The sequence below is a fragment of the Thomasclavelia ramosa DSM 1402 genome (genome assembly GCF_014131695.1).
Classification (GTDB): Bacteria; Bacillota_I; Bacilli_A; order Erysipelotrichales; family Coprobacillaceae; genus Thomasclavelia; species Thomasclavelia ramosa.
In genome coordinates this window covers 2,351,508-2,375,684 of record NZ_CP036346.1, presented here as the reverse complement: position 1 = coordinate 2,375,684, position 24,177 = coordinate 2,351,508, and the positions used below count along the sequence as shown (strand labels likewise).

24 protein-coding genes and 1 other annotated feature are annotated in these 24,177 nt (G+C 31.8%); of the genes, 14 read left to right on the top strand and 10 right to left on the bottom strand.

Features of this window, described 5'->3' with window-relative positions:
- The first annotated feature begins 9 nt into the window (after nucleotides 1-9).
- Both EYR00_RS11450 and argF read left to right on the top strand, forming a co-directional pair.
- On the top strand, nucleotides 10-201 hold the full coding sequence (locus tag EYR00_RS11450; RefSeq protein ID WP_003536072.1) for a hypothetical protein: 192 nt from the start codon (nucleotides 10-12) through the stop codon (nucleotides 199-201).
- 59 nt (nucleotides 202-260) lie between these two features.
- Entirely contained in the window at nucleotides 261-1,247 is a 987-nt protein-coding gene (argF, locus tag EYR00_RS11445) for an ornithine carbamoyltransferase (protein WP_003536073.1), read from the top strand.
- A gap of 8 nt (nucleotides 1,248-1,255) precedes the next feature.
- Here the strand turns inward: argF and EYR00_RS11440 are convergent, their stop codons facing one another.
- The gene (locus EYR00_RS11440) at nucleotides 1,256-1,900 is read right to left on the bottom strand and encodes a PTS sugar transporter subunit IIB (RefSeq protein WP_003536074.1); all 645 of its coding nucleotides are present in this window, start codon (nucleotides 1,898-1,900) and stop codon (nucleotides 1,256-1,258) included.
- Between the two features lie 103 nt (nucleotides 1,901-2,003).
- Between EYR00_RS11440 and EYR00_RS11435 the strand changes: the two genes are divergently transcribed.
- Complete coding sequence (locus EYR00_RS11435; RefSeq protein WP_003536075.1) at nucleotides 2,004-2,786, top strand: metallophosphoesterase; 783 nt, start codon at nucleotides 2,004-2,006, stop codon at nucleotides 2,784-2,786.
- A gap of 3 nt (nucleotides 2,787-2,789) precedes the next feature.
- A complete protein-coding gene (locus EYR00_RS11430) occupies nucleotides 2,790-3,614 on the top strand; it encodes a MurR/RpiR family transcriptional regulator (protein ID WP_003536076.1) in 825 nt (274 codons plus the stop codon).
- A gap of 24 nt (nucleotides 3,615-3,638) precedes the next feature.
- Here the strand turns inward: EYR00_RS11430 and EYR00_RS11425 are convergent, their stop codons facing one another.
- Both EYR00_RS11425 and EYR00_RS11420 read right to left on the bottom strand, forming a co-directional pair.
- Nucleotides 3,639-4,367, bottom strand: a complete 729-nt coding sequence (locus EYR00_RS11425) for a C39 family peptidase (protein ID WP_003536077.1) — start codon at nucleotides 4,365-4,367, stop codon at nucleotides 3,639-3,641.
- Between the two features lie 112 nt (nucleotides 4,368-4,479).
- Nucleotides 4,480-5,004: a VanZ family protein gene (locus tag EYR00_RS11420; RefSeq protein WP_022007501.1), complete on the bottom strand. Its 525-nt coding sequence runs from the start codon at nucleotides 5,002-5,004 to the stop codon at nucleotides 4,480-4,482.
- 230 nt (nucleotides 5,005-5,234) lie between these two features.
- Here EYR00_RS11420 and EYR00_RS11415 point away from each other — a divergent pair, with 230 nt between their 5' ends.
- A complete protein-coding gene (locus tag EYR00_RS11415; protein WP_003536079.1) occupies nucleotides 5,235-6,248 on the top strand; it encodes a glycoside hydrolase family 25 protein in 1,014 nt (337 codons plus the stop codon).
- A gap of 84 nt (nucleotides 6,249-6,332) precedes the next feature.
- Here EYR00_RS11415 and EYR00_RS11410 read toward each other — a convergent pair whose 3' ends face one another.
- Nucleotides 6,333-7,418, bottom strand: a complete 1,086-nt coding sequence (locus tag EYR00_RS11410; protein WP_008791282.1) for a sensor histidine kinase — start codon at nucleotides 7,416-7,418, stop codon at nucleotides 6,333-6,335.
- Complete coding sequence (gene vanR, locus EYR00_RS11405; RefSeq protein ID WP_003536081.1) at nucleotides 7,411-8,103, bottom strand: VanR-ABDEGLN family response regulator transcription factor; 693 nt, start codon at nucleotides 8,101-8,103, stop codon at nucleotides 7,411-7,413. Before vanR ends, EYR00_RS11410 begins: the two co-directional genes overlap by 8 nt.
- 235 nt (nucleotides 8,104-8,338) lie before the next feature.
- Here vanR and purM point away from each other — a divergent pair, with 235 nt between their 5' ends.
- The 3 genes from purM to EYR00_RS11390 all read left to right on the top strand — a co-directional run bounded on the left by purM (nucleotide 8,339) and on the right by EYR00_RS11390 (nucleotide 10,385).
- Nucleotides 8,339-9,586, top strand: coding sequence for a phosphoribosylformylglycinamidine cyclo-ligase (gene purM, locus EYR00_RS11400; protein ID WP_008791283.1), 1,248 nt, complete (start codon nucleotides 8,339-8,341; stop codon nucleotides 9,584-9,586).
- A 92-nt stretch (nucleotides 9,587-9,678) separates the two neighbouring features.
- Entirely contained in the window at nucleotides 9,679-9,816 is a 138-nt protein-coding gene (locus tag EYR00_RS11395) for a MerR family DNA-binding transcriptional regulator (protein WP_003536083.1), read from the top strand.
- A 173-nt stretch (nucleotides 9,817-9,989) separates the two neighbouring features.
- Nucleotides 9,990-10,385: a hypothetical protein gene (locus EYR00_RS11390; RefSeq protein WP_003536084.1), complete on the top strand. Its 396-nt coding sequence runs from the start codon at nucleotides 9,990-9,992 to the stop codon at nucleotides 10,383-10,385.
- A gap of 84 nt (nucleotides 10,386-10,469) precedes the next feature.
- On the opposite strand, the gene argH is transcribed toward EYR00_RS11390, so the two are convergent.
- Entirely contained in the window at nucleotides 10,470-11,849 is a 1,380-nt protein-coding gene (gene argH / locus EYR00_RS11385) for an argininosuccinate lyase (RefSeq protein WP_003536085.1), read from the bottom strand.
- Nucleotides 11,850-11,891: 42 nt separating this feature from the next.
- Nucleotides 11,892-13,103, bottom strand: coding sequence for an argininosuccinate synthase (locus EYR00_RS11380; protein WP_009299976.1), 1,212 nt, complete (start codon nucleotides 13,101-13,103; stop codon nucleotides 11,892-11,894).
- A 159-nt stretch (nucleotides 13,104-13,262) separates the two neighbouring features.
- Between EYR00_RS11380 and EYR00_RS11375 the strand changes: the two genes are divergently transcribed.
- The 6 genes from EYR00_RS11375 (at nucleotide 13,263) to argB (ending at nucleotide 20,442) form a co-directional block, all read left to right on the top strand.
- Nucleotides 13,263-14,399 carry an AI-2E family transporter gene (locus tag EYR00_RS11375; RefSeq protein ID WP_003536087.1) on the top strand — a complete coding sequence of 379 codons (1,137 nt, stop codon included), beginning with the start codon at nucleotides 13,263-13,265 and terminating at the stop codon, nucleotides 14,397-14,399.
- A 219-nt stretch (nucleotides 14,400-14,618) separates the two neighbouring features.
- Nucleotides 14,619-15,332 carry an ABC transporter ATP-binding protein gene (locus EYR00_RS11370; RefSeq protein ID WP_003536088.1) on the top strand — a complete coding sequence of 238 codons (714 nt, stop codon included), beginning with the start codon at nucleotides 14,619-14,621 and terminating at the stop codon, nucleotides 15,330-15,332.
- Complete coding sequence (locus EYR00_RS11365) at nucleotides 15,325-16,935, top strand: ABC transporter permease (RefSeq protein WP_008791289.1); 1,611 nt, start codon at nucleotides 15,325-15,327, stop codon at nucleotides 16,933-16,935. Before EYR00_RS11370 ends, EYR00_RS11365 begins: the two co-directional genes overlap by 8 nt.
- 84 nt (nucleotides 16,936-17,019) lie before the next feature.
- Nucleotides 17,020-17,231, top strand: a binding site (T-box leader).
- Nucleotides 17,232-17,276: 45 nt separating this feature from the next.
- Nucleotides 17,277-18,314 (top strand): N-acetyl-gamma-glutamyl-phosphate reductase, encoded by a 1,038-nt coding sequence (argC, locus tag EYR00_RS11360; RefSeq protein ID WP_003536090.1) that lies wholly within the window; start codon nucleotides 17,277-17,279, stop codon nucleotides 18,312-18,314.
- 13 nt (nucleotides 18,315-18,327) lie between these two features.
- Complete coding sequence (gene argJ / locus EYR00_RS11355) at nucleotides 18,328-19,551, top strand: bifunctional ornithine acetyltransferase/N-acetylglutamate synthase (protein WP_008791291.1); 1,224 nt, start codon at nucleotides 18,328-18,330, stop codon at nucleotides 19,549-19,551.
- Nucleotides 19,552-19,578: 27 nt separating this feature from the next.
- Nucleotides 19,579-20,442 carry an acetylglutamate kinase gene (gene argB / locus EYR00_RS11350; protein ID WP_003536092.1) on the top strand — a complete coding sequence of 288 codons (864 nt, stop codon included), beginning with the start codon at nucleotides 19,579-19,581 and terminating at the stop codon, nucleotides 20,440-20,442.
- A gap of 13 nt (nucleotides 20,443-20,455) precedes the next feature.
- On the opposite strand, the gene EYR00_RS11345 is transcribed toward argB, so the two are convergent.
- The 3 genes from EYR00_RS11345 to EYR00_RS11335 form a co-directional block, all read right to left on the bottom strand.
- Nucleotides 20,456-21,274 carry a metallophosphoesterase gene (locus EYR00_RS11345; RefSeq protein WP_003536093.1) on the bottom strand — a complete coding sequence of 273 codons (819 nt, stop codon included), beginning with the start codon at nucleotides 21,272-21,274 and terminating at the stop codon, nucleotides 20,456-20,458.
- Entirely contained in the window at nucleotides 21,271-23,061 is a 1,791-nt protein-coding gene (rnjA, locus tag EYR00_RS11340) for a ribonuclease J1 (protein WP_003536094.1), read from the bottom strand. The genes EYR00_RS11345 and rnjA overlap by 4 nt, the downstream gene beginning before the upstream one ends.
- A 78-nt stretch (nucleotides 23,062-23,139) precedes the next feature.
- On the bottom strand, nucleotides 23,140-24,006 hold the full coding sequence (locus EYR00_RS11335; protein WP_003536095.1) for a DegV family protein: 867 nt from the start codon (nucleotides 24,004-24,006) through the stop codon (nucleotides 23,140-23,142).
- Nucleotides 24,007-24,177 lie beyond the last annotated feature (171 nt).

The following is a 24,177-nucleotide window of genomic DNA, read 5'->3' as shown; positions in this document are numbered from 1 at the left end:
GGTTTTGAAATGGATAATGAAAAGAAATTGTTTCGCTTAGATCTATCAATTGCTGTAGAAGCAACTTCAGCTCAAGAAGCCTTTGATATTTTAGTGACAGACGAAACATTAAAACAAATTAGAGAGTTGGTAATCAAGTCGAAAGATAATATTAAAGAAATGTTTGAAAAAGAAGATAGTGAACCTGCAATAATCAATTAGTTGATTATTGCTTTTATTTTTGTTAGAATTAAGAATAAAATTATAAAGGGGGATTTATAATGGATTTGTATGGTAGAAATTTTTTAACACTTAAAGATTTTTCAAAAGAAGAGATTAGATATTTTCTTGATTTAGCTCATCAGCTAAAAAAAGATAAAAAGGAAGGAAAAACGAGTAATAGCTTAGCGGGTAAGAATATTGTTTTGTTATTTGAAAAAACTTCAACGAGAACAAGATGTGCTTTTGAAGTGGCAGCATTAGATGAAGGGGCTCATGTTACTTTTTTAAGTAATTCACAAATGGGGAAAAAAGAATCAATTGAAGATACTGCCAAAGTACTTGGAAGAATGTATGATGGAATTGAATTTAGAGGATTTGAACAAAGTACAGTTGAAGCGTTAGCAAAATATTCAGGAATACCAGTATGGAATGGATTGACAGATGTAGATCATCCAACTCAGACTTTAGCAGACTTTTTAACGATTGAAGAGCATTTAGATAAGCCGCTTAACGAAGTGAAGTTTGTTTTTACGGGTGATATTCGTAACAATGTTTGTTATGGTTTGATGTATGGAGCAGCTAAAATGGGGATGCATTTTGTTGCATTAGGGCCTAGTGAACTACAAATGGATCCGGAAGTAGTAGCCTATTGTAAAGCTGAGGCCGAAAAATCTGGTGGAAGTTTTATGGTGACAGATAATGTTGATGAAGCGGTAAGAGATGCTGATGTTATCTATACTGATATTTGGGTTTCAATGGGTGAAGCAGAAGAATTATATCCACAACGGGTGAAATTATTATCACCATATAAAGTAACTCAGGCAATGATGGCTAAAACAGGTAATGATAAAACTTTATTTATGCACTGTCTACCTTCATTCCACGATTTTGAAACTACTCTTGCAAAAGAAAAATACGAACAAGGTATTGATATTCGTGAAGTTGAAGATGAAGTCTTTAGAAGTGCTAATTCGGTTGTTTTTGATGAAGCAGAAAATAGAATGCATACTATCAAAGCAGTTATGGTAGCGACTTTAGGTAAATAAAAACGGAGCTAAATAGTTCCGTTTTCTTTGGTTTTAGATATATTTTCATTTGTAATCATATCTAATAACCCACGATAATTGTATGTTGCATAAACACTTGGTGTAACACAGTGTACTGGCACGGTATTTTTAACAATATTCATTGCCTGTGGTTCTAAGTATGAAATTTGTGGTGCTAGGTAAATTGCATCACAGTCCAAATAACTACTATTTAACTGATAGAAGCCAAGAGGAATAATTTCATAATTAAGGTGTTTTAAGGAGATTAGTTCAGCTAGCTTATTTGCAAAGAATGATGATGATAAACCGCCTGAGCAACATAAAATTATTTTAAGTGGGGGACATTTTGTATGTTTGGTCAATGAATCGTAGAAGTCGTAAAATAATTTTTGTCCTTGAGCTAAACTAACGAGTTTGTAATGAAGATAGAATAATAAATTTTCTTCATCATCAAAGATTTGTTCTTCAATGATACCATTAGCCCAAATAACAATTGAACCACTAATATTATAATAATTAAAAGTGATAGTTTTCCCGTAAGGTTCATTGCTTTTTAATGTACATAGTATATTATGATCATACTTATTTTTATTTCCAAATAACCATTGTACAAACAATTCAAGATTAACGTCCAAATAGAATTCGTCGACCATAATTATCCCCTCCTTACAAATATAAGTATAATCAAAAATAAAGGTAAAGACAAATTTTTTCTAAAATAGTAAAGCGCTTACAAATAAATCAAGTGATATTTTAATGCTAAAGTATGATATGATAAGATTAGGTGATAAAATGACGGGTAAAACTTATGTCATCAGTGATCTACATGGTCACTTTGACTTATTGATAAAATTACTAGAAACGATATCATTTAGTGAAAATGATATTTTATATATAATTGGTGATATTTGTGATCGTGGACCTGACAGTCTAAAAATATTATTTTATATTCAAGATCATAATAATATTATTTTAATAAAAGGAAATCATGAATACATGTGGCAAGAAGCTTTATATTATGGAGTTTATTATGATGATTTTGATTATCCTTCACGGGCGTTAAAATTATGGTTAGCCAATGGTGGTGATACAACGATGAGAAATATTCGTGAATATCTTCAAAAAGATAAATTTAGATATGAAGATTATCGTGTTATCCGGACAGCTTTTTTTAAAAGTCTGTATGAATATTTGATTAATCTTCCTAATTATTTAGAAATTGAGGTAAATCAACAAAAATATGTGTTAGTTCATGCTGGAATCGATGTTCGTTATCCACTAAAAGAACAAAAATTAAATTCTCTTTTATGGATTCGAGATGATTTTTATCATGCACGAGGTGATTTGACAAAGATTTATATTTTTGGTCATACTCCAACAGCGATGTTAAACAAGGATCGGAGTTTTGATATTTGGGTTGATGATGTCCATCAAAATAAAATTGGAATTGATGGTGGTTTGGCTTGTGGTGTGATTGGACAGTTAAATTGTTTATGCCTAGATGATGGCAAAATTATTATTGTTAATAAGGAGGAGTAGGGAATGCGCGGAGCTTTTTATAATTTAGTTAATTTTATTAATACAACGAGCATAAATGATGTTTATGCTAATGCAGCAAGAAAAATTCTTCAAAATATCTATGTGATTCCGGGAAGTACAATAACTGATGTAGCAGAGCTTTGTTTTGTTTCAACAGCAACGATTTCCCGATTATGCAGAAAACTAAATTATGAATCATTTGCTGATTTTAAAATGGATATTACCATGAATTTAAATTATTTTAATCGCGATACACTCAGATTACAGTTTGATCATCAGTTGCCCCAAAGGCAGTATTTACATAAAGGTAAAGAAGTGTTTAAAGCTCATTTTGATAATATTTTAGATAATTTAAAAGAAACATACGAGAGTGTATCTTATGAAGACCTGGAATTTATTGTCGATAAAATTCATGATGCAAATAAGGTTTGTTTTGCTGGAAACTTTTTTACTCAATCAGTATCGATGCAATTACAGATTGAACTATCATATTTGGGTAAAGAATGTAGTGGGATGTATCCTTTAGAACAGCAAATTTTGACGGTAGAAGGATTAGATGAAAATGATGTAATTATTGTTTCAAGTATTGCAGGAGGATTTATGACTGATCATCCAGATGTTATGCGAGTAATTTCTAAGAGTCCGGCCTATAAGATTGTTATTTCTCAATTGGATGAATTTGTTTATAGTGATAGTATCGATATGATCTTAAAGGTTGGAACAGATCATCATTCACTGATTGGTAAATTTTCAATAACCTATATTTTTGAGGTTTTAGAAGCCCTGTATCATTTAAAATACGGAGTTAAAGAAAAACGGGAATTATAAAAAAAGGACTACCATTTGGTAGTCCTAAATCGTATTATAAGCCCACATAGCTTTGATTTGAGGAGCTAATTGGCTATATGACCATTGCTTATGACTATTTTCTTTACTGTTAGGATCATTAACTAAAAACTTGTCATTAATAGTTTTAGTAATGACAATAAAGTGACCAGTCGTTGTAAAATCGCCAGGACGTAAACTGGCGATGATTGGATGACCAGCATCTAATTGCTTAAACATTTCATTTTTGCTCAATGGCACAGCAGAAGCGATTAAGCCAAATTCATTACAGCCGCTTTCCATCAATGCCCATCTTGTCATACTGCCTTCAAGAAAATCGTTCTTAATAGCATATTTAGCAACATAGCGTGGGTTATAAGTTGTTTTGCCAGTTAAGCCAACAGCAACCATCGATAGACAGGTAGGGCCACAACCGGCAGTTCCAATAATTTCATCACCATATGTAGTATATGCCCAGCGCTTATCCCATTGGATATATAAAGGGATGCCATTAGGACTATCTAAGATAATAGGATCGGTGTTTTCATTGGGTTGATAATTTTCTTTCAGTTCAATTGCTTGAGGATTTTTATCAACAAATTCATTAATGTATTGGGGGCAGTCTACCTTATCAAGTGCACCTGAATTATCATTGTATAGTAGGGGAGGGATTATTTGGAGACATAAGTAACCAAATATAAATATAATGATAAAAGCGATAAAAGCAGGAATTTTTTTTAATTTTTTAAGTTTCATAAATGCATTGAATAGTATTTAATTACAATTGAAAATATAGTAATTACCCCCAAAACCAATACAATAAAGAATTTTTCTTTTTTATTTAATTTTTTTTCCATAATATTGCTCCTTAAATGATGAATGTAGTGAGAAGAAGGGGAGCGTAGTTATAAACAGAAATTAATCCGATACTCCCGAAACTAAGTAAGAATAAACTAGTCGAAACATTATTTTGACGATGCTGATTAATAAAATGATAGATTATTATTCCAATTAAACAGCCAAGAGTATTTAGGAAAATGTCATCGATATCAAAAACTCCCCATCCGGTGCCTAATTGAATTAGTTCAAAAGATAGACTAGTAAAAAAACCAATAAAGGCAATGTTGTAATTATTTAGAAAACTAAAATAGTGTCTCAAGATAATACTTAAAGGGATAAATAGGGAAACATTGCCAATAATATTTACAAGTAGAACTTTTGTTAGCCCTGACTGGTGATATTGATTAATGAAATCGAATAACACTAGATTACTATTATAGCCCATATCAATAAAACCATTCTTTAAAATGATTATTCGTATCAGCATCCAAAAATAATATATTGAACAAAGAGCTATTGTGATGTTGATCAAATAGTTATTTTTCTTTTCCATTTTTATCACCCAATCAAAAAACCTATTCTACAATGATTATTATATCAAGTGACAATAGAATATATATTTAGATACTCTAAAGAAAATCTTACAAATTTCTTACAGCGAAGTATATAGAAAATGGTCTAAAAAGAAGCTGGCTATATAATATAAAAATAAAATTATAAATAGAGTTGAATTTAAAGTCATTTTATAAAAAAAATCATATAGTATTTTGAGGGGGTGAATAAATGGTTAGAGAAGGTATTGATGTTTCACAATATCAAGGTCAAATTGATTGGGAGTTAGTTAAAAATCATATTGATTTTGCAATCTTACGGTGTGGTTATGGTCAAGATATTCCTGGTCAAGACGATCCTACTTTTAAAAGAAATGCTGATGAGTGTACACGGTTAGGAATTCCTTTTGGGGTATATTTGTATTCTTATGCAACAACTGAAAGTGAAGCATTGTCTGAAGCACGACATGTTATGCGATTGGTTGAAGGATATAAGATGGAATACCCAGTATATTTAGATTTAGAAGATCCAAGAATTGGACAATTATCGAATGAACAGATTGAAAGAAATAGTCGTGTATGGGCTGAAGAACTAGTAAACAATAGATATTTTCCAGGATTTTATGCATCATATTATTGGTGGACGGAAAAATTAACTGGACCTTTATTTGATCGCTATACAAAGTGGGTAGCACGGTATGCTGAAGAATTAGGGGCCGAAGGTTTTGATATGTGGCAATATACTGATAAAGGATTTGTTGAGGGGATTAATGCACCGGTTGATCGAAATTATGCTTATAGAGATTTTCCTGCAGAAATAATAGCAGGTGGATTTAATAACTTTGAAGGTGACGAAACAATTCCTCCGATTACTAATTATCAGGTAGGAGATCATGTTACATTCGATCATGTGTTTGTTTCTTCTGACAGCACGACACCATTGATTCCATATATAAACCACGGAACGATTCGAAGAGTCGTAAAGGGAGCGAGAAATCCATATTTGATTGGAAATGGACTCGGCTGGGTGAATAATGATAGTATAACGGGAATGATGCAGTATTTATCTAATCCGACCTACCGAGGAGATTCTTTTGTAGATGCATTGGTCCAAATCGGGGTAGATGCTTCATTCGCATCTCGAAGAGAGTTAGCAAGAAAAAATGGGATATATGATTATACTGGAAGTGCAAAACAAAATTTAGAACTTCTTCGTTTGTTAAAGGAAGGTAGATTAAGACAATAAAGGATTTTCCTTTATTGTTTTTTATTAGAAAGATTATATAAATTAAAAGCTTTAATTCCTGACTTTTAGGAAATTAAAGCCTATTTATATTGGTAGTTTAATGGTAAATGTAATTAAATCATCAGTTAAATCAGCTTCAATTGTACCACCATGGAGCTCAATAATCTTTTTAGTAATTGCAAGGCCAAGTCCTGAACCGCCTGTTTTGCTATTACGAGCTTCATCTAAGCGGACAAAAGGTTGAAAAATACGTTCTAAATTATGTTCACTAATATGTTTGACAAAGTTTGCTACCTGAATAAAAATGCAATCAACTTCTTTTTTGGCAGTGATTATTAAATCTGAATTTTCTTTACTATAATTAATAGCATTACGAATAAGATTATCAAAGACTCGTTCAAATTGATTAATATCTAATTCAAGAGACAGATTGTCTTCAATCTTGGTAACACAGTTGATATTTTTTTCATGATATAAAGGCATAAATTCATAAGAGATTTGAACCAACATCATTGAAAGATTAACAGCTTTTCGTTCTAAAGAAATATCACTAAGATTATATTTAGCAATAGAAAAAAATTCTTCGATTAATTCTTCAAGACGAATAGCTTTATCATAGGCAATTTTGGTATAATTGCTTTTTTCCTCGATTGTGAGATTAGGCTGATTCATTAGTAGGTCTAAATATCCTACGATCGAGGTTAGTGGTGTCTTTAAATCATGGGCCAGGTATAGTAATAAATCATTCCTTTGTTGTTCTGCTTGTTTAATCGCTTTTTTATTTTGTAAAGATTCACGTTTAATTTGATTCATTTGATCTTCAATTTCTTTTAACTCATATGGTAAACTGATCAGATAATTATTATCGGCAACTAAAGTTTTTCCCGCTTCAAGCATTTTTTCAATATACTGTAAAGATTCACGGTAGCGAAGCCAAAAAATAATAATAGTATCAAAAGCAATCAAAGTAATTGAAATAGTCACTAAATTATCCTTGATGATTTGTGCTACCTGGTAGACAAGATCATATTCTTGCCAAATATACTGGTGATATACTTCATAAGAATAAAGTAATAAAATAACAAAAGTTACGACCGTGACACTAATTGTGATTCCAATTTTTTTAAGTAGATTAGCAGTAAGACTTTGCTTAAAATGAGTATTATTCAATAGTATAACCAACGCCCCAAACAGTTTTTACAAATTTGGGTTTTCTTGCATTCTCATTCATTTTTTCCCGCAGTCTAGCAACATGAGCCATTACGGTATTATTGTTATCTAAATATTTTTCTTGCCATACTGCTTCAAAAAGTTCTTCTGATGTAACGACACTGCCACGTTTTGAACATAAATACCAAAGAATTGAAAATTCAATTGGAGTCAAATTTAATGGCTGGTCATATAATGTACACTTATGATTATCATTATTGATCATTAAACCATTAAAATCGTATATTTGTTGATTAACCGCTGGTTCGTTAGTGTTATAACGGGTATAACGACGTAATTGAGTTTTAACACGAGCTGCCAATTCTAGAGGATTAAAGGGTTTAGTTAAATAATCATCGGCGCCTAAGGTCAAACCGTTAATTTTATCCATGTCATTATTTTTAGCAGTAAGCATAATAACTGGGAAAAAATAATCTTCACGAATTTTTTTTAATAGACTAAACCCGTCTAAATCGGGCATCATTACATCAAGAATTGCTAGATCATAATGATTTTTTTTCAAGCTGTCTAAAGCTTCTTGACCATGATAAAATTTAAAAACTTGATAACTTTCATTTTGTAAATATAATTCCACTAAGTCAGCGATAGATTGTTCATCATCAACGACTAAGATATTATAAACCATATTATCACCTCAAAAATCATCTTAGCTTATTTTGTCTTAAAAAACAATTTAAACACCAATATTTAAGAAAATCGTAAGAATTAGGTTTTTAGTTTAATAATTTTTATTGATTAGTAAGATATAGTGATAAGATTTTGTTTCAACTAAGAGTTGAATTATAAGGGATAACTCAAATGCAAGATTATTTTTTTATTTAATATTAATGTTTATAATTAAAGAGAAAGGTGGTATAAATATGATCAATGTAAATAAAGTAGGTGAATTCATTACTTTAAAACGTAAAGAAAAAGGTTTAACTCAACAACAATTGGCTAATAAACTATCTGTTTCTTTCCAGGCTGTTTCAAAATGGGAAAATGGCGGTTTGCCTAATGTTGAGATATTATCAGATTTGGCCGCATTACTAGAGATTACTGTTGATGAATTATTAGCAGGTGTAGAAAAAGAACTAGAGGGATTATCATATAGTAAGGCAGGGGTAGATATTGCATATAGTGATGCCATAAAAAGAGAAATGAAACAATATTTAAAAACTAGTGATCCACGGGTCTTAAATGGGTTAGGACCGTTTGCTTCTTTATATGATATTTCATTTTCAGATATTAAACATCCCGTTTTAGTTCTTAAATCGGAGGAACCAGGTTCAAAACAAAAACTAGCGATGGAATATGGATATAGTGAATCGATTTGTCATGATATGATTAATCATTTGGTTAATGATATTGTTGTTATGGGAGCAAAGCCCTTAGCGGTATTAGATACGATTGTTTGTGGTAATGCTGAAAAAGAAACGATTGCCTCATTGGTGAAAGGAATTTCGCAAGCATGTCAAAATAATGAATGCTCATTAGTGGGTGGAGAAACATCAATTCAACCTCAAGTTGTTGAACATGGTGTTTATGTCTTAACATCAAGTATTGCTGGAATAGTTGCAAAGGACAAGGTAATTGATGGTTCCAAAATTAGTGCTGGGGATGTTATACTTGCAATTGCTTCAAATGGTCTTCATACAAATGGCTATTCTTTAGTTAGAATGTTAATGGATAAATATCCTCAAATTAAATTAGAACGAATCATGAATGAAACATTTATTGAACAAATTATGAAACCACACACACCATATTATCAAGCATTAAAAGGATTGTTTACGAAGGTATCGATTCACGGTATGGCACATATCACTGGTGGTGGAATTGAAGGAAATTTATGTCGAGTTATTCCCGATGGTTTAACAGCTAAAATTGATTTAGCAAAGATTAATATTTTGCCAATTTTTAAATATATAAAACATCGTGGTAATATTGATGATAAGGAGATGCTAAATACATTTAACTGTGGGGTTGGTTTCAATGTTGTTGTAAGTCAACAGGATAAAAGGCAAGTCATGGAACATCTTTCAGAGTACTATCCTTGTTATGAAATTGGTGTAATTGAAAATGGCCAAGATAAAGTGGAATTTGAAAATAAATTAAACTGGTTATAAAGAATAGCATTAATGCTGTTCTTTTATTTTAATTATTCTTGACTGTATACTAAGAATATAGTGTTTAATATAATTGAAAAAGGAGTGATAGTATGACAACACATGAAATTGAAGAGATGTTGGGAATAGCAAAACAGACACTTATTTATTATGAAAAAGAGGGTTTTATTACACCTCAGAGGAATAGTAATAATTATCATAATTATTTAAAAAAGAACTTGATATTTTAGAATTGATTTTATTGCTCCGGTCGATGGAAATATCGATTGATGAAATAAAATTAATCTTAAATAATCAATTTTCAATTAGAGATGCTTTAAAAACAAAAAAGAGTTTATTGAAAATACAAAAATTCAATTAGAAGATATTGAAAAAAATAAACAATTAAAATAAACGTAGATAGGTGAAAATTTCTTTTAATAACGAATCACTTAAACAATGGATCGACCGTGATACCTTATTTTTTAATAATGAAGAAATTAAATATAATAATCTAGTTATTCCTATTAATGAAATTATTGATTTCAATATTTCAATGTGTAGTGTTTTATATGAAATTACATTACTAAGAGTGTTTTTAAATTATTATATTGATATAGATGTCCGTACTGATTATGATGTTTATTCTTTTCAAATATTAAACAATAGTCAAGTTGTAAAGATGTTCGATTATTTGCAGAAAAAGCAGATAAGGCTAAATGATCGATATGGATTGATTGAATTATATCGAACTAAAGATCCAGTAGCATTAAATAAATATTTAGACATTAATTTTAAAAAGTGGGCAAAAAAAAGATAGTCTTGATAATCCCCGAGATAATAATTTTTTGAGACATCACTTAAAAAGAGGGGGATAAAAAAATAGTACTAGCAGCTGCTAGTACTATTTAAATTGTGCTAAATATTTTTCATTTAAGGCAATAACCTGTTTCATTGCCGTTATACCAGGTGCACCGATAGTATTACGCTTATTAACGCAAGTTTCAACGTTGATAGCATCATAAATATCATCATCAAAAACCTCTGAAATGGCTTTAAATTCAGCAATTGTTAGGTCATCAAGATCTTTATTTTGATCAATTGCATATAGGACTAGCTGCCCAATAATTCCATGAGCATCTCTAAATGGGACCCCTTTATTGACTAAATAGTCTGCTGCATCAGTAGCATTAGTAAATCCACCAGTAGCAGATTTACGCATTTTATCTTTATTAAATGTTGTTGATTTTAACATTCCGTCTAATAATTGTAAGCAGCCTTTAGTCGTTGTGAGTGCATCAAAGACAAGTTCTTTATCTTCCTGCATGTCTTTATTGTAAGCAAGAGGAATACCTTTCATCGTAGTTAATAAACTAGTTAAAGCTCCATATACTCGACCTGTTTTTCCTCTAATTAATTCAGCGATATCAGGGTTCTTTTTTTGTGGCATAATTGAAGAGCCAGTTGAATAAGTGTCATCTAAATCGACGAATTGGTATTCATTAGTATTCCAAATAATAATTTCTTCACTGATTCTTGACATATGCATCATCATTGTAGCCATAGCACTTAATAGTTCAATCAAATAATCACGATCACTTACCCCATCAATACTATTTAAGCAAGGTCCATCAAAACCTAATAGTTCAGCAGTATATTCGCGATCTAATGGGTAGGTAGTACCTGCTAGAGCCCCAGAACCTAATGGGCAGATATTCATTCGTTTATAAATATCTTCTAATCGGCTGCTATCACGTTTAAACATTTCAAAATAAGCTCCGAGATGGTGTGCTAATGTAATTGGTTGAGCTTTTTGTAAATGTGTGAAACCAGGCATGATTGTTTCAATATGAGTTTTCATTATATCATTAATCGTTATTAATAGATTATGAATTAAAGTATTTAATATAACAACTTGATCGCGTGTATATAAACGCATATCGAGTGCAACTTGGTCATTACGGCTTCTTCCAGTATGTAACTTTTTACCAGTGTTACCAATTCGTTCAATTAAAGTAGATTCAACGAAACTGTGAATATCTTCTTGACTATTATCAATCGTTAATTTACCAGTATTAAGGTCTTCTAATATTTGATTTAGAGCAGTTTCAATTTCAGTTCCTTCAGCACTTGTTAAAATCCCTTGTTTTGCTAGCATTTTGACATGAGCAATACTTCCTTGGATATCTTGGGTATAAAAAGTTTGATCAAAGCTAATTGATGCATTGAAATCATAAACTAGCTGATCGGTTGGTTTAGTGAATCGTCCACCCCATAAATTCATTTCATTTCCTCCTGTTATAATAAAAGGGCATTAGCCCTTTTATTAGTCTTTATTATTTAATTTCATTGCTCTTACTTTTGTTGAAAGTCCATATAAAGTAATGAATCCTTCAGCATCATGATGATCATATAGATCACCAGTAGCAAAACTTGCAATATCTTCATCATATAATGAATAAGGTGAAGTTGTTCCTTCTTTAATAATATTCCCCTTATATAATCTGAATTTAGTAGTACCACTAACAACTTCTTGAGTTTTATCAACAAAAGCACTTAAAGCTTCACGTAAAGGTGAGAACCATTTAGCAGCATAAACTAATTCTGCAAATTCAACAGAAACTAGCCGTTTATATTTTAATGTTTCACGATCTAAAACTAATTCTTCTAATTGGCGATGAGCTTCCATTAAAATAGTTCCTCCTGGTGTTTCATAAACTCCACGAGATTTCATTCCAACAACACGGTTTTCTACAATATCAATGATTCCAATTCCGTGTTTTCCGCCAATTTCATTCAATTCTTCTAAGATTGCAGTCAATGATTTTGCTTTACCATTTAATTTAACAGGGAATCCTTTTTCCCATTCGATAACTACATGCTCTGGTTCTTCAGGTGCCTTTTCAGGCGATGTAGATAACACTAATAAGTGGTCATAATTTGGTGCATTTTCAGGATTTTCCAGTTCTAATCCTTCGTGAGAAATATGCCAAATATTACGATCACGTGAATAACTTGAATCAGCAGAGAATGGTAGATTGATACCATGAGCTTGACAGTATTCAATTTCAGATTCACGAGAGTCCATATTCCATTTTGGATCACGCCATGCAGCAATGATCTTTAAATCAGGTGCAAGAGCTTTGATACCGAGTTCAAAACGAATTTGATCGTTACCTTTACCGGTAGCACCGTGACAAATAGCTGTTGCTCCTTCTTGACGTGCAACATCAACTAATATTTTAGCAATTAATGGTCTAGCTGTTGCTGTTCCTAATAAATACTTATATTCAAATACAGCATCAGCTTGAACTGTTGGCATGATATAATCTTTGACATATTCATCAACTACATTTTTAATATATAATTTAGTTGCCCCACATGCTTTAGCTCGTTCTTCTAATCCGTTTAATTCTTCAGCTTGACCAACATCAATACAACAACAGATTACTTCATAATCATAATTTTCTTTTAACCAAGGAATAATAGCAGTAGTGTCTAGTCCCCCAGAGTAAGCAAGAATAACTTTTTCTTTCATCATTTAATTCCCCCTTAAAATAACTTTAAATTATCATTATAATAAACTATAGAATTCATAATTGCAATATTTTCTCGTAATTATGCAATATTTTGTTGATTGTTCATATTTAAGCAATAGTGGTAAAATAAGATTAACTAAAGTAATCGGGAGGATAAAATGGACGGAGTGAAAATCGACTATAAAAAAATATTAGAAATAGTATTGATTGGTATCGGATGTTATTGGGCTTTAAATAATTTTCAAATAATACTAGATATTTTTAATAGTATTCTTGCAGTAATAATGCCTTTTTTATTAGGAATTATGATTGCTTTTATCTTAAATGTATTAATGATTAGAATCGAAAAGATTTTATCTAGATTTATTTTAGATAAAAAGTATACTAGTTTTAAACGTGTGATCAGTATTATTGTTTCATTGTTGATTGTTATTGGGGTAATTGGAATAATTATTACTTTAATTATTCCAGAATTAACAAATGCGATAAAAGTAATCGTTAAATCTTTTCCAGAAACATTTGAACAGTTACAAGTGTGGATCAATCAAAATGGCAATAGTTTTCCGCAGTTAGAAACATGGATCAATAGTGTTGATTTAAACAGTATTGCAAGTGAATTAAGTGGTTTATTTAAAATTGGACTTACTGGAATGCTCGGTTCAACTGTTGATGTCATTTCAATGTTCTTTACAAGTATTCTTAATTTAGTTGTGGGAATTGTATTTGCCCTCTACATATTAATGAGTAAAGAAACTTTAAAACGCCAAAGTCATAAATTGATCGATGCCTATATTCCAAAACGTATTTCAGTAAAATTGTTAGAAGTGGGGACACTCGCTCGAACAACTTTTTCAAATTTTGTGATTGGTCAAACAGTTGAAGCTTTCATTTTGGGAACTTTGTGTGCCGTTGGAATGGCTGTGTTAAATCTGCCTTATGCTCCAATGGTAGGCTCTTTAGTAGGGATCACGGCTTTTGTTCCAATTGTAGGGGCATTTATCGGTGGTGGCATAGGGGCATTTATGATTTTGACAGTTGATCCAATGCAAGCATTGATTTTTATCATTTTCTTAGTTGTGTTACAACAACTGGAAGGAGATTTAATTTATCCACGAGTAGTAGGCTCTTCAGTAGGTTTACCGTCGATCTGGGTACTTTTTGCAGTAACGGTTGGTGGAGGATTATGGGGAATTACAGGAATGTTATTTAGTGTTCCGGTTCTTTCAGTAGTCTATGCTCTTATTAAGGGGCATGTTAATAAAAGCGGTACTAAACCTAAAATAACTAATAATTAAATCTAAGTAATTTTTATTAATGAAATGAATATCCTGTTAAAGCAGGATATTTTTTTAATAACTATTTAGAAAATATTCTAAATAGTTTAATATTATGTTACAATCTATTTAGATAATATTCTAAATAGTTACAATATCACTTGCAATTAGGATATAAGTAGGATATTATGATAATATAAATAATAAAAATAATTTTATTTATGAAATGAGGAGATTAAAATGTTAAAAATTGAAAATTTGACAAAAACTTATGGTCAAAAAAAAGCCGTCGATAATTTATCATTAGAGATTGAAAATGGTCATATTTATGGTTTTATTGGACATAATGGAGCTGGTAAAACGACTACATTAAAGTCGATTGCTGGAATTATGGAATTTGATCAAGGGAATATTTATATTGATAATAAATCAATTAAAGAGGAGCCGTTAGCATGTAAGAAGGTAATGGCCTATATTCCTGATAATCCTGATCTATATGAATATTTAACAGGAATCAAATATTTGAATTTTATTGCTGATGTATATGGGGTCAGTCAGGCAGAACGAACTGACAGAATCAAAAAATATGGGGATATGTTTGAACTAACAGATTCTTTGGGGGAACCGATCAGTGCATATTCTCATGGGATGAAGCAAAAATTAGCAGTAATATCAGCCTTGATCCATGAGCCTAAATTAATAATTATGGATGAGCCGTTTGTAGGCTTAGATCCTAAGGCTTCTCATTTATTAAAGGGTTTGATGCGGGATTTGTGCGATCGTGGTGGAGCAATCTTTTTTTCAACTCATGTTCTTGAAGTAGCTGAGAAACTTTGTGATAAAATTGCTATTATTAAAGCGGGTAAACTTGTCGTATCCGGGAACACCCAAGATGTCATTGGGGATGATTCATTAGAAGAAGTGTTCCTAGAGTTGGAGGATGACAATGCTTAAGTCATTGATTAAGATTCGGTTTCAAGGAATTTTTATGAGATCGATGAAAGGAAGTAAAAATAAAAATGCCGGAATAGGTAAATTAGCATTGATGGTATTAGTGTTTGCTTATATTGCCATTGTTTTTGGTTCAATGTTTGGCTACATGTTTAATATGGTTTTAGAACCATTTACGGCAATTGGTTATGAATGGTTATATTTTGGAATCATGGCAGTATTAATTGTTTTACTTTGCTTTATTGGGAGTGTTTTTACAACCCAACAAGAAATTTATGGTGCTAAAGATAATGAGATATTATTATCAATGCCGATTAAAACAAGTGATATTTTATTAAGTCGTATTTTTGTGGTATTAATCATCAACTATTTATATGAGGCATTGATTGCAATCCCTGGTGGAATTGTTTATTTTACTCAGGTGCCGTTTGATCTTTTAAAATTACTCTTTTTCCTTATTGTCATTATAACGTTGCCGTTATTAGCCTTAGCTTTATCTTGTGCATTTGGCTGGTTAATGGCAATGTTAATGAAACGAATACGGAATAAAACAATTATTACTATGGTATTATCGTTAGGATTTTTAGGACTCTATTTTTATTTGATTAATAAACTTCCGGAATATTTGGTTGCATTAGTAGCTAATGGTAAATCGATTGGTGAAGCGATTCAAAATACGTTATTTCCAATCTATCATTTAGCTTTAGCAATCAGTGATGTCAATGTCGTGAGTTTGTTACTATATTTAGTTTGTAGTGTAGGGCCATTTGTAATTGTAATGTATCTTCTTTCGAAGAATTTTATTAGTATTGCAACTAGTAAAGCACCATCAAAGAAAGTTAAATTGAAGGATTCAGATATTAAATTTAGTAGCCAAAAGGGAGCGTTATTTAAACGAGAGTTAAAACATTTTACATCTAATCCGATGGTCATGATGAATGCTGCTTTGGGAATTGCATTTACCGTTGTTTTAGCTGGTGCTGTCTTGATTAAAGGTCCTGAGCTTTTAGATATGTTGGGAGTAATTCCACCAGAATATCAAGCTTTGGTGAATGAATTTATAGTTCCATTGTTATGTTTGGCAGTGATTGGGACTAATTCAATGAATATTATTAGTGCTGCTTTGATCTCGTTGGAAGGGAATCGTCTATGGATCATTAAATCACTACCAATTAAAACTAAAGATATTCTTGAAAGTAAATTGATGCTACACTTAGCTTTATGTGTACCACCAGGATTGTTATTTTCAATTGTCGGAAGTGTAGTTTTTTCATTGAGTTTAGTAGATAGTTTATTAGTTATTATCGTCCCTATAGTTTTTACGGTTTTTGAAGCTTTATTAGGTTTATTGATTAATTTATGGAAGCCGAAATTTGATTGGATCAATGAGACTGTTGTCGTAAAACAAAGTGCTGCTGTAATGATTACAATGTTTGGAACGATGGCGCTTGTAGTTTTTATAGGTGGTATTTATATTGGTTATTTAAATGAGTTTATTGGTGCTGTAACTTATGTTTATATAATGCTAGCGCTTTTCTTGATTATCGATATTGCTTTCTACTATTTGTTAAATACTTGGGGAATTAAAAGATTTGAAGAATTATAGGCATGTGTTTACGACACATGCTTTTAAATTGTTGGAAATTCAAATAAATATTTGACAAATTTTTTTTTAGTAATATAATAATAACCAAACTCGGTGACTAAAAGAGTAGTCTTAATAATGGTTTTAGCGAGCTGGCGTTGGTGGAAGGCTGGTAATCTAGTTAGGATGAAGCGCATTTATGAGAGGAAAGTGGGAAATAGTAGTATCGCTTTCGGGTAATCACCCTTAACGATGAAAGAGATCATAGGGTCAACTTATGATAAATAGAGTGGTAACGCGGTTAAATCGTCTCTTGTTTAAGAGGCGATTTTTTATTTTAACAAAGAAATGGAGGACTAGAAATGATTAGAGTAGGAATTGTGGGATCAACTGGATATGGGGGATGTGAGTTAGTCCGATTTTTATTAACTCACAAAGAAGTGGAAATTAAGTGGGTTTCATCAAGAACCTACACTGATGAGGAGTATAGTTCGGTTTATTCCAGCTATTTTAAATTATTGGATCAGCAGTGTGTTGATGAGGATATTACAAAATATCTTGATGATGTTGATGTGGTTTTCTTTGCGACTCCACAAGGGGTTTGTGCCAAAATGCTTAATGAGGAAGTTTTAAGCAAAGTAAAAGTGATTGATTTAAGTGCAGACTATCGAATTAAAGATGTTAAGACATATGAACAATGGTATGGAATTGATCATGCTTCACCACAATTTATCGATGAAGCTGTATATGGGCTGTGTGAGATAAATCGTGATAAAGTGAAACAGGCACGATTAATAGCTAATCCAGGATGTTATCCAACTTGTTCAATTTTATCAGTCTATCCGTTAGCTAAGGCGGATTTAATTGATATGGATACTTTGATCATTGATGCTAAAAGTGGTGTTAGTGGGGCTGGCCGTGGGGCTAAAGTCGCAAACTTATATTGCGAGGTAAATGAAAGTATCAAGTCTTATGGGGTTGCAAGTCATCGTCATACTCCGGAAATTGAAGAACAGTTAGGTTATGCGGCAAATCAAGAAGTATTATTAAACTTCACGCCTCATTTAATTCCAATGAATCGAGGAATCTTAATTACAGCTTATGCAAAACTTAAAAAGGGAGTTAATGAAGTGGATGTCGCAAAGGCTTATCAATGTTATGATGATGAGTATTTTGTAAGGGTATTGAAATCTGGGGTCTTACCAGAAGTACGTAGTGTTAAGGCTAGTAATTTTGTTGATATTAATTATAAAGTTGATCCACGGACAAATCGAGTTATTATGATGGGAGCTATGGATAACTTAGTTAAAGGAGCAGCTGGCCAAGCAATTCAAAATATGAATATTATGTTTGGATTAGATGAAAAAGAGGGGCTAATGCTTGCTCCAGCAATCTTATAAGGGGGAAAATAAAATGAAAATAATTGAGAATGGAACGGTAACCTCGCCTAAAGGATATTTAGGTGCTGGAGAACATGTTGGTATTAAAAAAGCAAAAAAAGATTTAGCATTGATCTATAGTAAAGTTGATGCCAAAGCGGTAGGAACTTTTACCCAAAATATTGTTAAGGCAGCACCAGTGTTATGGGATAAGATGATCGTTGATAATTATGATCATGTTAGAATCATTGCTGTTAATAGTGGGGTCGCAAATGCTTGTACTGGCGATGAGGGTTTAAAATGTAACGAAGAGTTTGCTCAAACTGTAGCAGATAATTTTGGATTGGAAAAAGAGGAAGTTCTAATTTGTTCTACAGGTGTAATTGGTAAGCAATTACCAATGAATAAAATCATTAATGGGGTACCAATTGTTAAACCGTTATTAAGTGAGAGCCAAGAAGCAGGGGTAATCGTAGCTGAATCAATTATGACGACAGATACGAAACCAAAGCATCTTGCTGTTGAAATTGAAGTCGGTGGAAAGACGGTTACTTTGGGGGCTTGCTGTAAGGGGTCAGGAATGATTCATCCAAATATGGCAACCATGCTGGGATTTATTACAACCGATTGTAATATTTCTAAGGAATTATTAAATAAGGCATTGAAAGAAGTAATTCCTGATACTTTCAATATGGTTTCTGTTGATCGTGATACTTCAACTAATGATACAGTCTTGTTATTAGCTAATGGATTAGCTGGAAATCAAGAAATTGTTATAGAAGATCAGGATTATCAAATATTTAAAGAAGCCTTATATTATGTTAATGAATATCTAGCTAAAGCAATTGCCGGTGATGGCGAAGGTGCAACTAAATTGTTAGAAGTTCAAGTTCATAATGCTGATACAGTTCAACAGGCTAAAGTAATCGCTAAAAGCGTTTGTACTTCACCGTTAGTAAAGACAGCAGTATATGGCAATGACGCTAACTGGGGAAGATTATTATGTGCAATGGGTTATTCTGGTGAACAATTTGATCCATATAATGTTGATTTGAGCGTTGCTAGTGAATTTGGGGAATTGCAATTGGTGGCTAAAGGAATGGCGACTGATTATAGTGAAGAATTAGCAACTAAGATCTTATCAAGCAGCGAAGTAAAAGCAATTATTGATATTCATAATGGTGATTGTAAAGCGATTGCATGGGGATGTGATCTAACTTACGATTACGTTAAAATCAACGCTGACTATCGTTCATAATAAAAATTTAATTAAGGGGGAAATAATGTGCATACAGTTGAGCAAAATAAAGCACAAGTATTAGTAGATGCTTTAAGTTATATTCAAAAATTCCATGGAGATATCGTAGTTATTAAATATGGTGGTAGTGCCATGACTAATGAAGTTATTAAACACAGTGTTTTAAAAGATATTGCGGTTCTAAAATCAGTTGGGATTAAACCGGTAATTGTTCATGGTGGGGGAAATGATATCAATGGATGGTTAAAGAAAGTTGATATTAAAAGTGAATTTAAAAATGGTTTACGGGTAACTGATAAAGAAACTTTAGAAGTTGCTGAGATGGTTTTGTCAGGGAAGATCAATAAAGGATTAGTTCAACATATGGAAAGAATAGGAACCCATGCAGTTGGCTTATCTGGTAAAGATGGTAATATGATTACAGTAAAAAAAGCAATGCCAAAAGGGGATGACATTGGTTATGTTGGGGAAATTATAAATGTTGATGTTACTTTACTAGAAACATTGTTAGAAAAGGATTATACACCGATTATTTCAACAGTAGGATTAGATTCTAAGTATAATGCTTTTAATATTAATGCAGATGATGTAGCAACGGGTGTAGCTCGTGCTTTAAAAGCGAGTAAGTTAGTATTTTTAACTGATATTGAGGGAGTTTTACGTAATCCGAGCGATCCTAGTACACGCATATCAGTAATTAATACAGAGTCAGCAGCTGAATTATTTGAACAAGGAATTATAACCGGGGGAATGATTCCAAAATTAAAAAATTGTCTTGAAGCAGTTCAGGAGGACGTAAAGAAAGTCCATATTTTAGATGGCCGTCTGGAACATAGTTTATTAATTGAAATTTTTACAACTAGCGGGGTTGGGACAGAAATAAAAAAATAAAGGTTTAGAGCCTTTATTTTTTTAATGTCACAATATTGATTTGATTAGGACAGAAAAGACGATATTCGTATCCGTCTTCCATACCTAAACCGTTAGAAATCAATAATTGACTTTTTGATTTAGTGTGTTCACCACTAACATAAGTATTACCGTTAGTTTTTTTAAATAGTCCGCCAATAAAAGGAAGACGAATATAACCACCCATTGTATGACCGGAAAGTTGTAAAGCAATTTCATTATTTGAAGTCGTGTTAAAATAATCTGGTTCATGAACTGCAACTATTTTGTAACTTTCACTATTATTTTCATTAATTAGACCACTTAATTCTCCTGTTCCCTCAAGACCAAAAAGACTAATCGTAGATCCATTAAAATAAATAGGACGATATTCGTTATGCAGAACTTCAAAACCACCCTCATTTAAAATGGCATTGACATCATTTGATGAAGCTAAATCTTTTTCACCAAGAACAGCAAATTTACCATATTTAGATTTTATATTGGATAATAATTCGATTACCTTATCGTTATCAAAGGGCGTGGCTGAAAAGAGGTCACCACCAAAAATAACCATATCAACATTTTCTTTGTTTAATGAAGTGACAATTTTTTTTAATCTAGTAACATCACTACTTTTTTGGAGATTAATATCGCTGATAAAACCAATTTCAAAATTCTTGAATTCATCAGGTAAACTATTATTAGTAATAGTCGTTTTTTTTATAGAATAACTATCAGGAGCGATATATCGGCTATAATAATAACCAAAACCGCTCCCGATAATAACGATTATCAATAATAGTAGTTTAATCGTTCTTATTTTTTTTCTCATGATTTTTTATTCATGATAACCGGAATAATCATTGGATTCCGTTTAGTTTTGCGATAAAAATATGAAGATAATGTATCGCGGGTAGTATTCTTAATTTCTCCGAAAGTAGTTTTACCTTGTAACAATTTTGATAAATTTGTTTCAACTAACTTCTCAGCTTCACGAATCATGTGAAAACTGTCTTTCATATATACGAAACCACGTGAGATAATTACTGGTCTTGTCAATAATTTTCCACTACGAGAATCCATACTAATTAAAATTGAAACCATTCCATCTTCAGATAACATTTGTCGATCGCGAAGTACAGCTGTGGATAAGCCGCTAATATCATTACCATCAACATAAATATCTTCAACATGAATTCTCGGACCTAATCGAGCCTCACCATTATTCAATAAAATTGTATCTCCATTTGATAAAACAAATGAATTTTCTGGTGGAATACCGACATCTTGAGATAATTCAGCATGAATCTTCAACATGCGATATTCTCCATGGACAGGGAAGAAGTATTTAGGTCTTGTCAATAACATCATCAGTTTTTGTTCCTCTTGAGAAGCGTGTCCGGAAGTATGTAAATTATTGAAAGCGGTATTTGTTAGTACCTTAGCACCAGCTCTAAATAATTTATTTACTACTACATTAACACTATAAGCGTTACCTGGAATTGGATTTGATGAAAAGACAACAGTATCGCCGGGTTTGATTTTGACATATTTATGAGTTCCATTTGCAATTCGACTTAATGCTGCTAATGCTTCACCTTGAGAACCGGTACATAAAATCAAAATTTCATTATCTGGTAATTTTTTTGCTTGTTCACTTTTAATAAAGAACTTATCAGGACATTTAATATAGCCCATAGCTCTTGAAACTTGAATGTTGTTTTCCATTGAACGACCGTATACTAAAATTTTACGATTAAATTTAACAGCTGCTTCGACAATTTGTTGTACTCGATGAACGTTGGAAGCGAAAGTTGCTACAATCAAACGTCCCTCTGTTTTTCTAAATTCCTCTTGAACACTATTAGCGACCTTCTTTTCACTGATTGAAAAAGTAGGAACTTCAGAATTAGTAGAATCACTCATTAATAAAGTAACCCCAGTTTCACCTAGGAAAGACATCTTTTGATAATCTGCTGGATCACCGACTGGTGATAAATCAAATTTAAAATCTCCTGTTTCAACAATCCGTCCATTAGGACTATTAATAATAATTCCCATTGATTCTGGAATAGAATGGTTTGTTTTAAAGAATCCAATATTAAAATATTTAGATTTGATTTGATACTCATCGTCGATTTGAATAATTTTTGTAGCATTAGTTAGTCTTTTTTCATCTAACTTTCTTTTAATCATGGCACTAGCAAGTGGTGTAGCATAAATGAAAGGAATTTTAACTACTTGAAGTAAGAAAGGAATTCCACCTATATGATCTTCATGACCATGGGTAATCATTAAACCACGAATTTTCTTTTCATTTCTTTTTAAATACGAGTAATCAGGAATAACGTAATCAATTCCCGGTAATCCTTCTTCAGCAAATTTTACTCCGGCATCAATAATGAATAATTCATTATCGTGTTCAACACAGTACATATTTTTACCGACTTCATTTAGTCCGCCAAGGGCAAATACCTTAGTATCAATACTATTTTTTGTTTGTTTTGATTTATTTACCGCTTTTTTTGGCGTGTTGTTTCGAGATTTACTTTTATTATTATGATTTTTTTGTGGTGACTTGCCAGGTCGTTTATTATTTGTATTAGGCTTTTCTTGCATAATAACCTCCTTAATTATATTTTGTATCCTTTTAAGTATTATAACACATATTAAAAGACAAGAAACGAAGTTTCTTGCCTAGATAATCTTTTTGCATGCAGCAATGGCTAGAGCATGCGGTCCAATATGACATGAAACACTAAGTGACAATGGGTCACAAATAATTGTTGAATCAGGATAAATAGCTTCTAATTCTTTCTTTAATTCTAATGCTGGCTGTTCGTCGTATGTATATGCAATACAAACATGAACATTCTTTCCTTTTCCTTCTGGATCAAGACGTTCATCAATATCTTTTTTTATTGCTTCCATCATAATTTTAGTTGCTTTAGACATTGTTCTGGTCTTAGAGAAAGTATCGAGCTTTTCACCTTGAATTTGTAAGATTGGTTTGATTTTCATCATTCCGCCTAAAATTGCAACAGCAGGAGTGATTCTTCCACCTTTACGAAGATAATCTAACGTATTAACAGTAATATAGATAGAAGCATTTAATTTATTTGCTTCAAGAATTTCTTTGATTTCTTTTGCTGATTTACCAGCTTTAGATAATTCAAGTGCATCCAGAACATCCCATTTTTGAGTTACTGAAACGCGTTGTGAATCAACGACTTGAACTCGTCCATCATATTCACCTGCTAACATCAAAGCAGTTTGGCAAGAGCCGCTTAAGCCACTAGACATGGGAATATGAACAATTTCATCATACTCTTTTAATACTTCATCCCAAAGTTTACTAACATCACCAACTACGGGTTGACTTGTAAAAACTTCAGCATCTGTCATTAGTTTTTTATAAAACTCATCTTGAGATAAGTTGATATCTTCATAGAAGGTCTGACCATCAATAGTAAATGGCATCGGTAGTACGTTGATTCCTAATTTTGTACCTTCAGCCTGAGTGATTCCAGAATTACTATCAGTGATAATTGCTACTTTATTCATTTAAAAACCTCCTATCTCTAAACCATATTTTACTTGAAATAATAAAAAATGCAAACTATTTAACCATTATTATAAAAATAATTAAATGAAAGGCATTACAATATATAACTGTATTATATATTGTAATACAGTTATATATTTGGTATACTACATTTGTAAGAATGTAGTAGG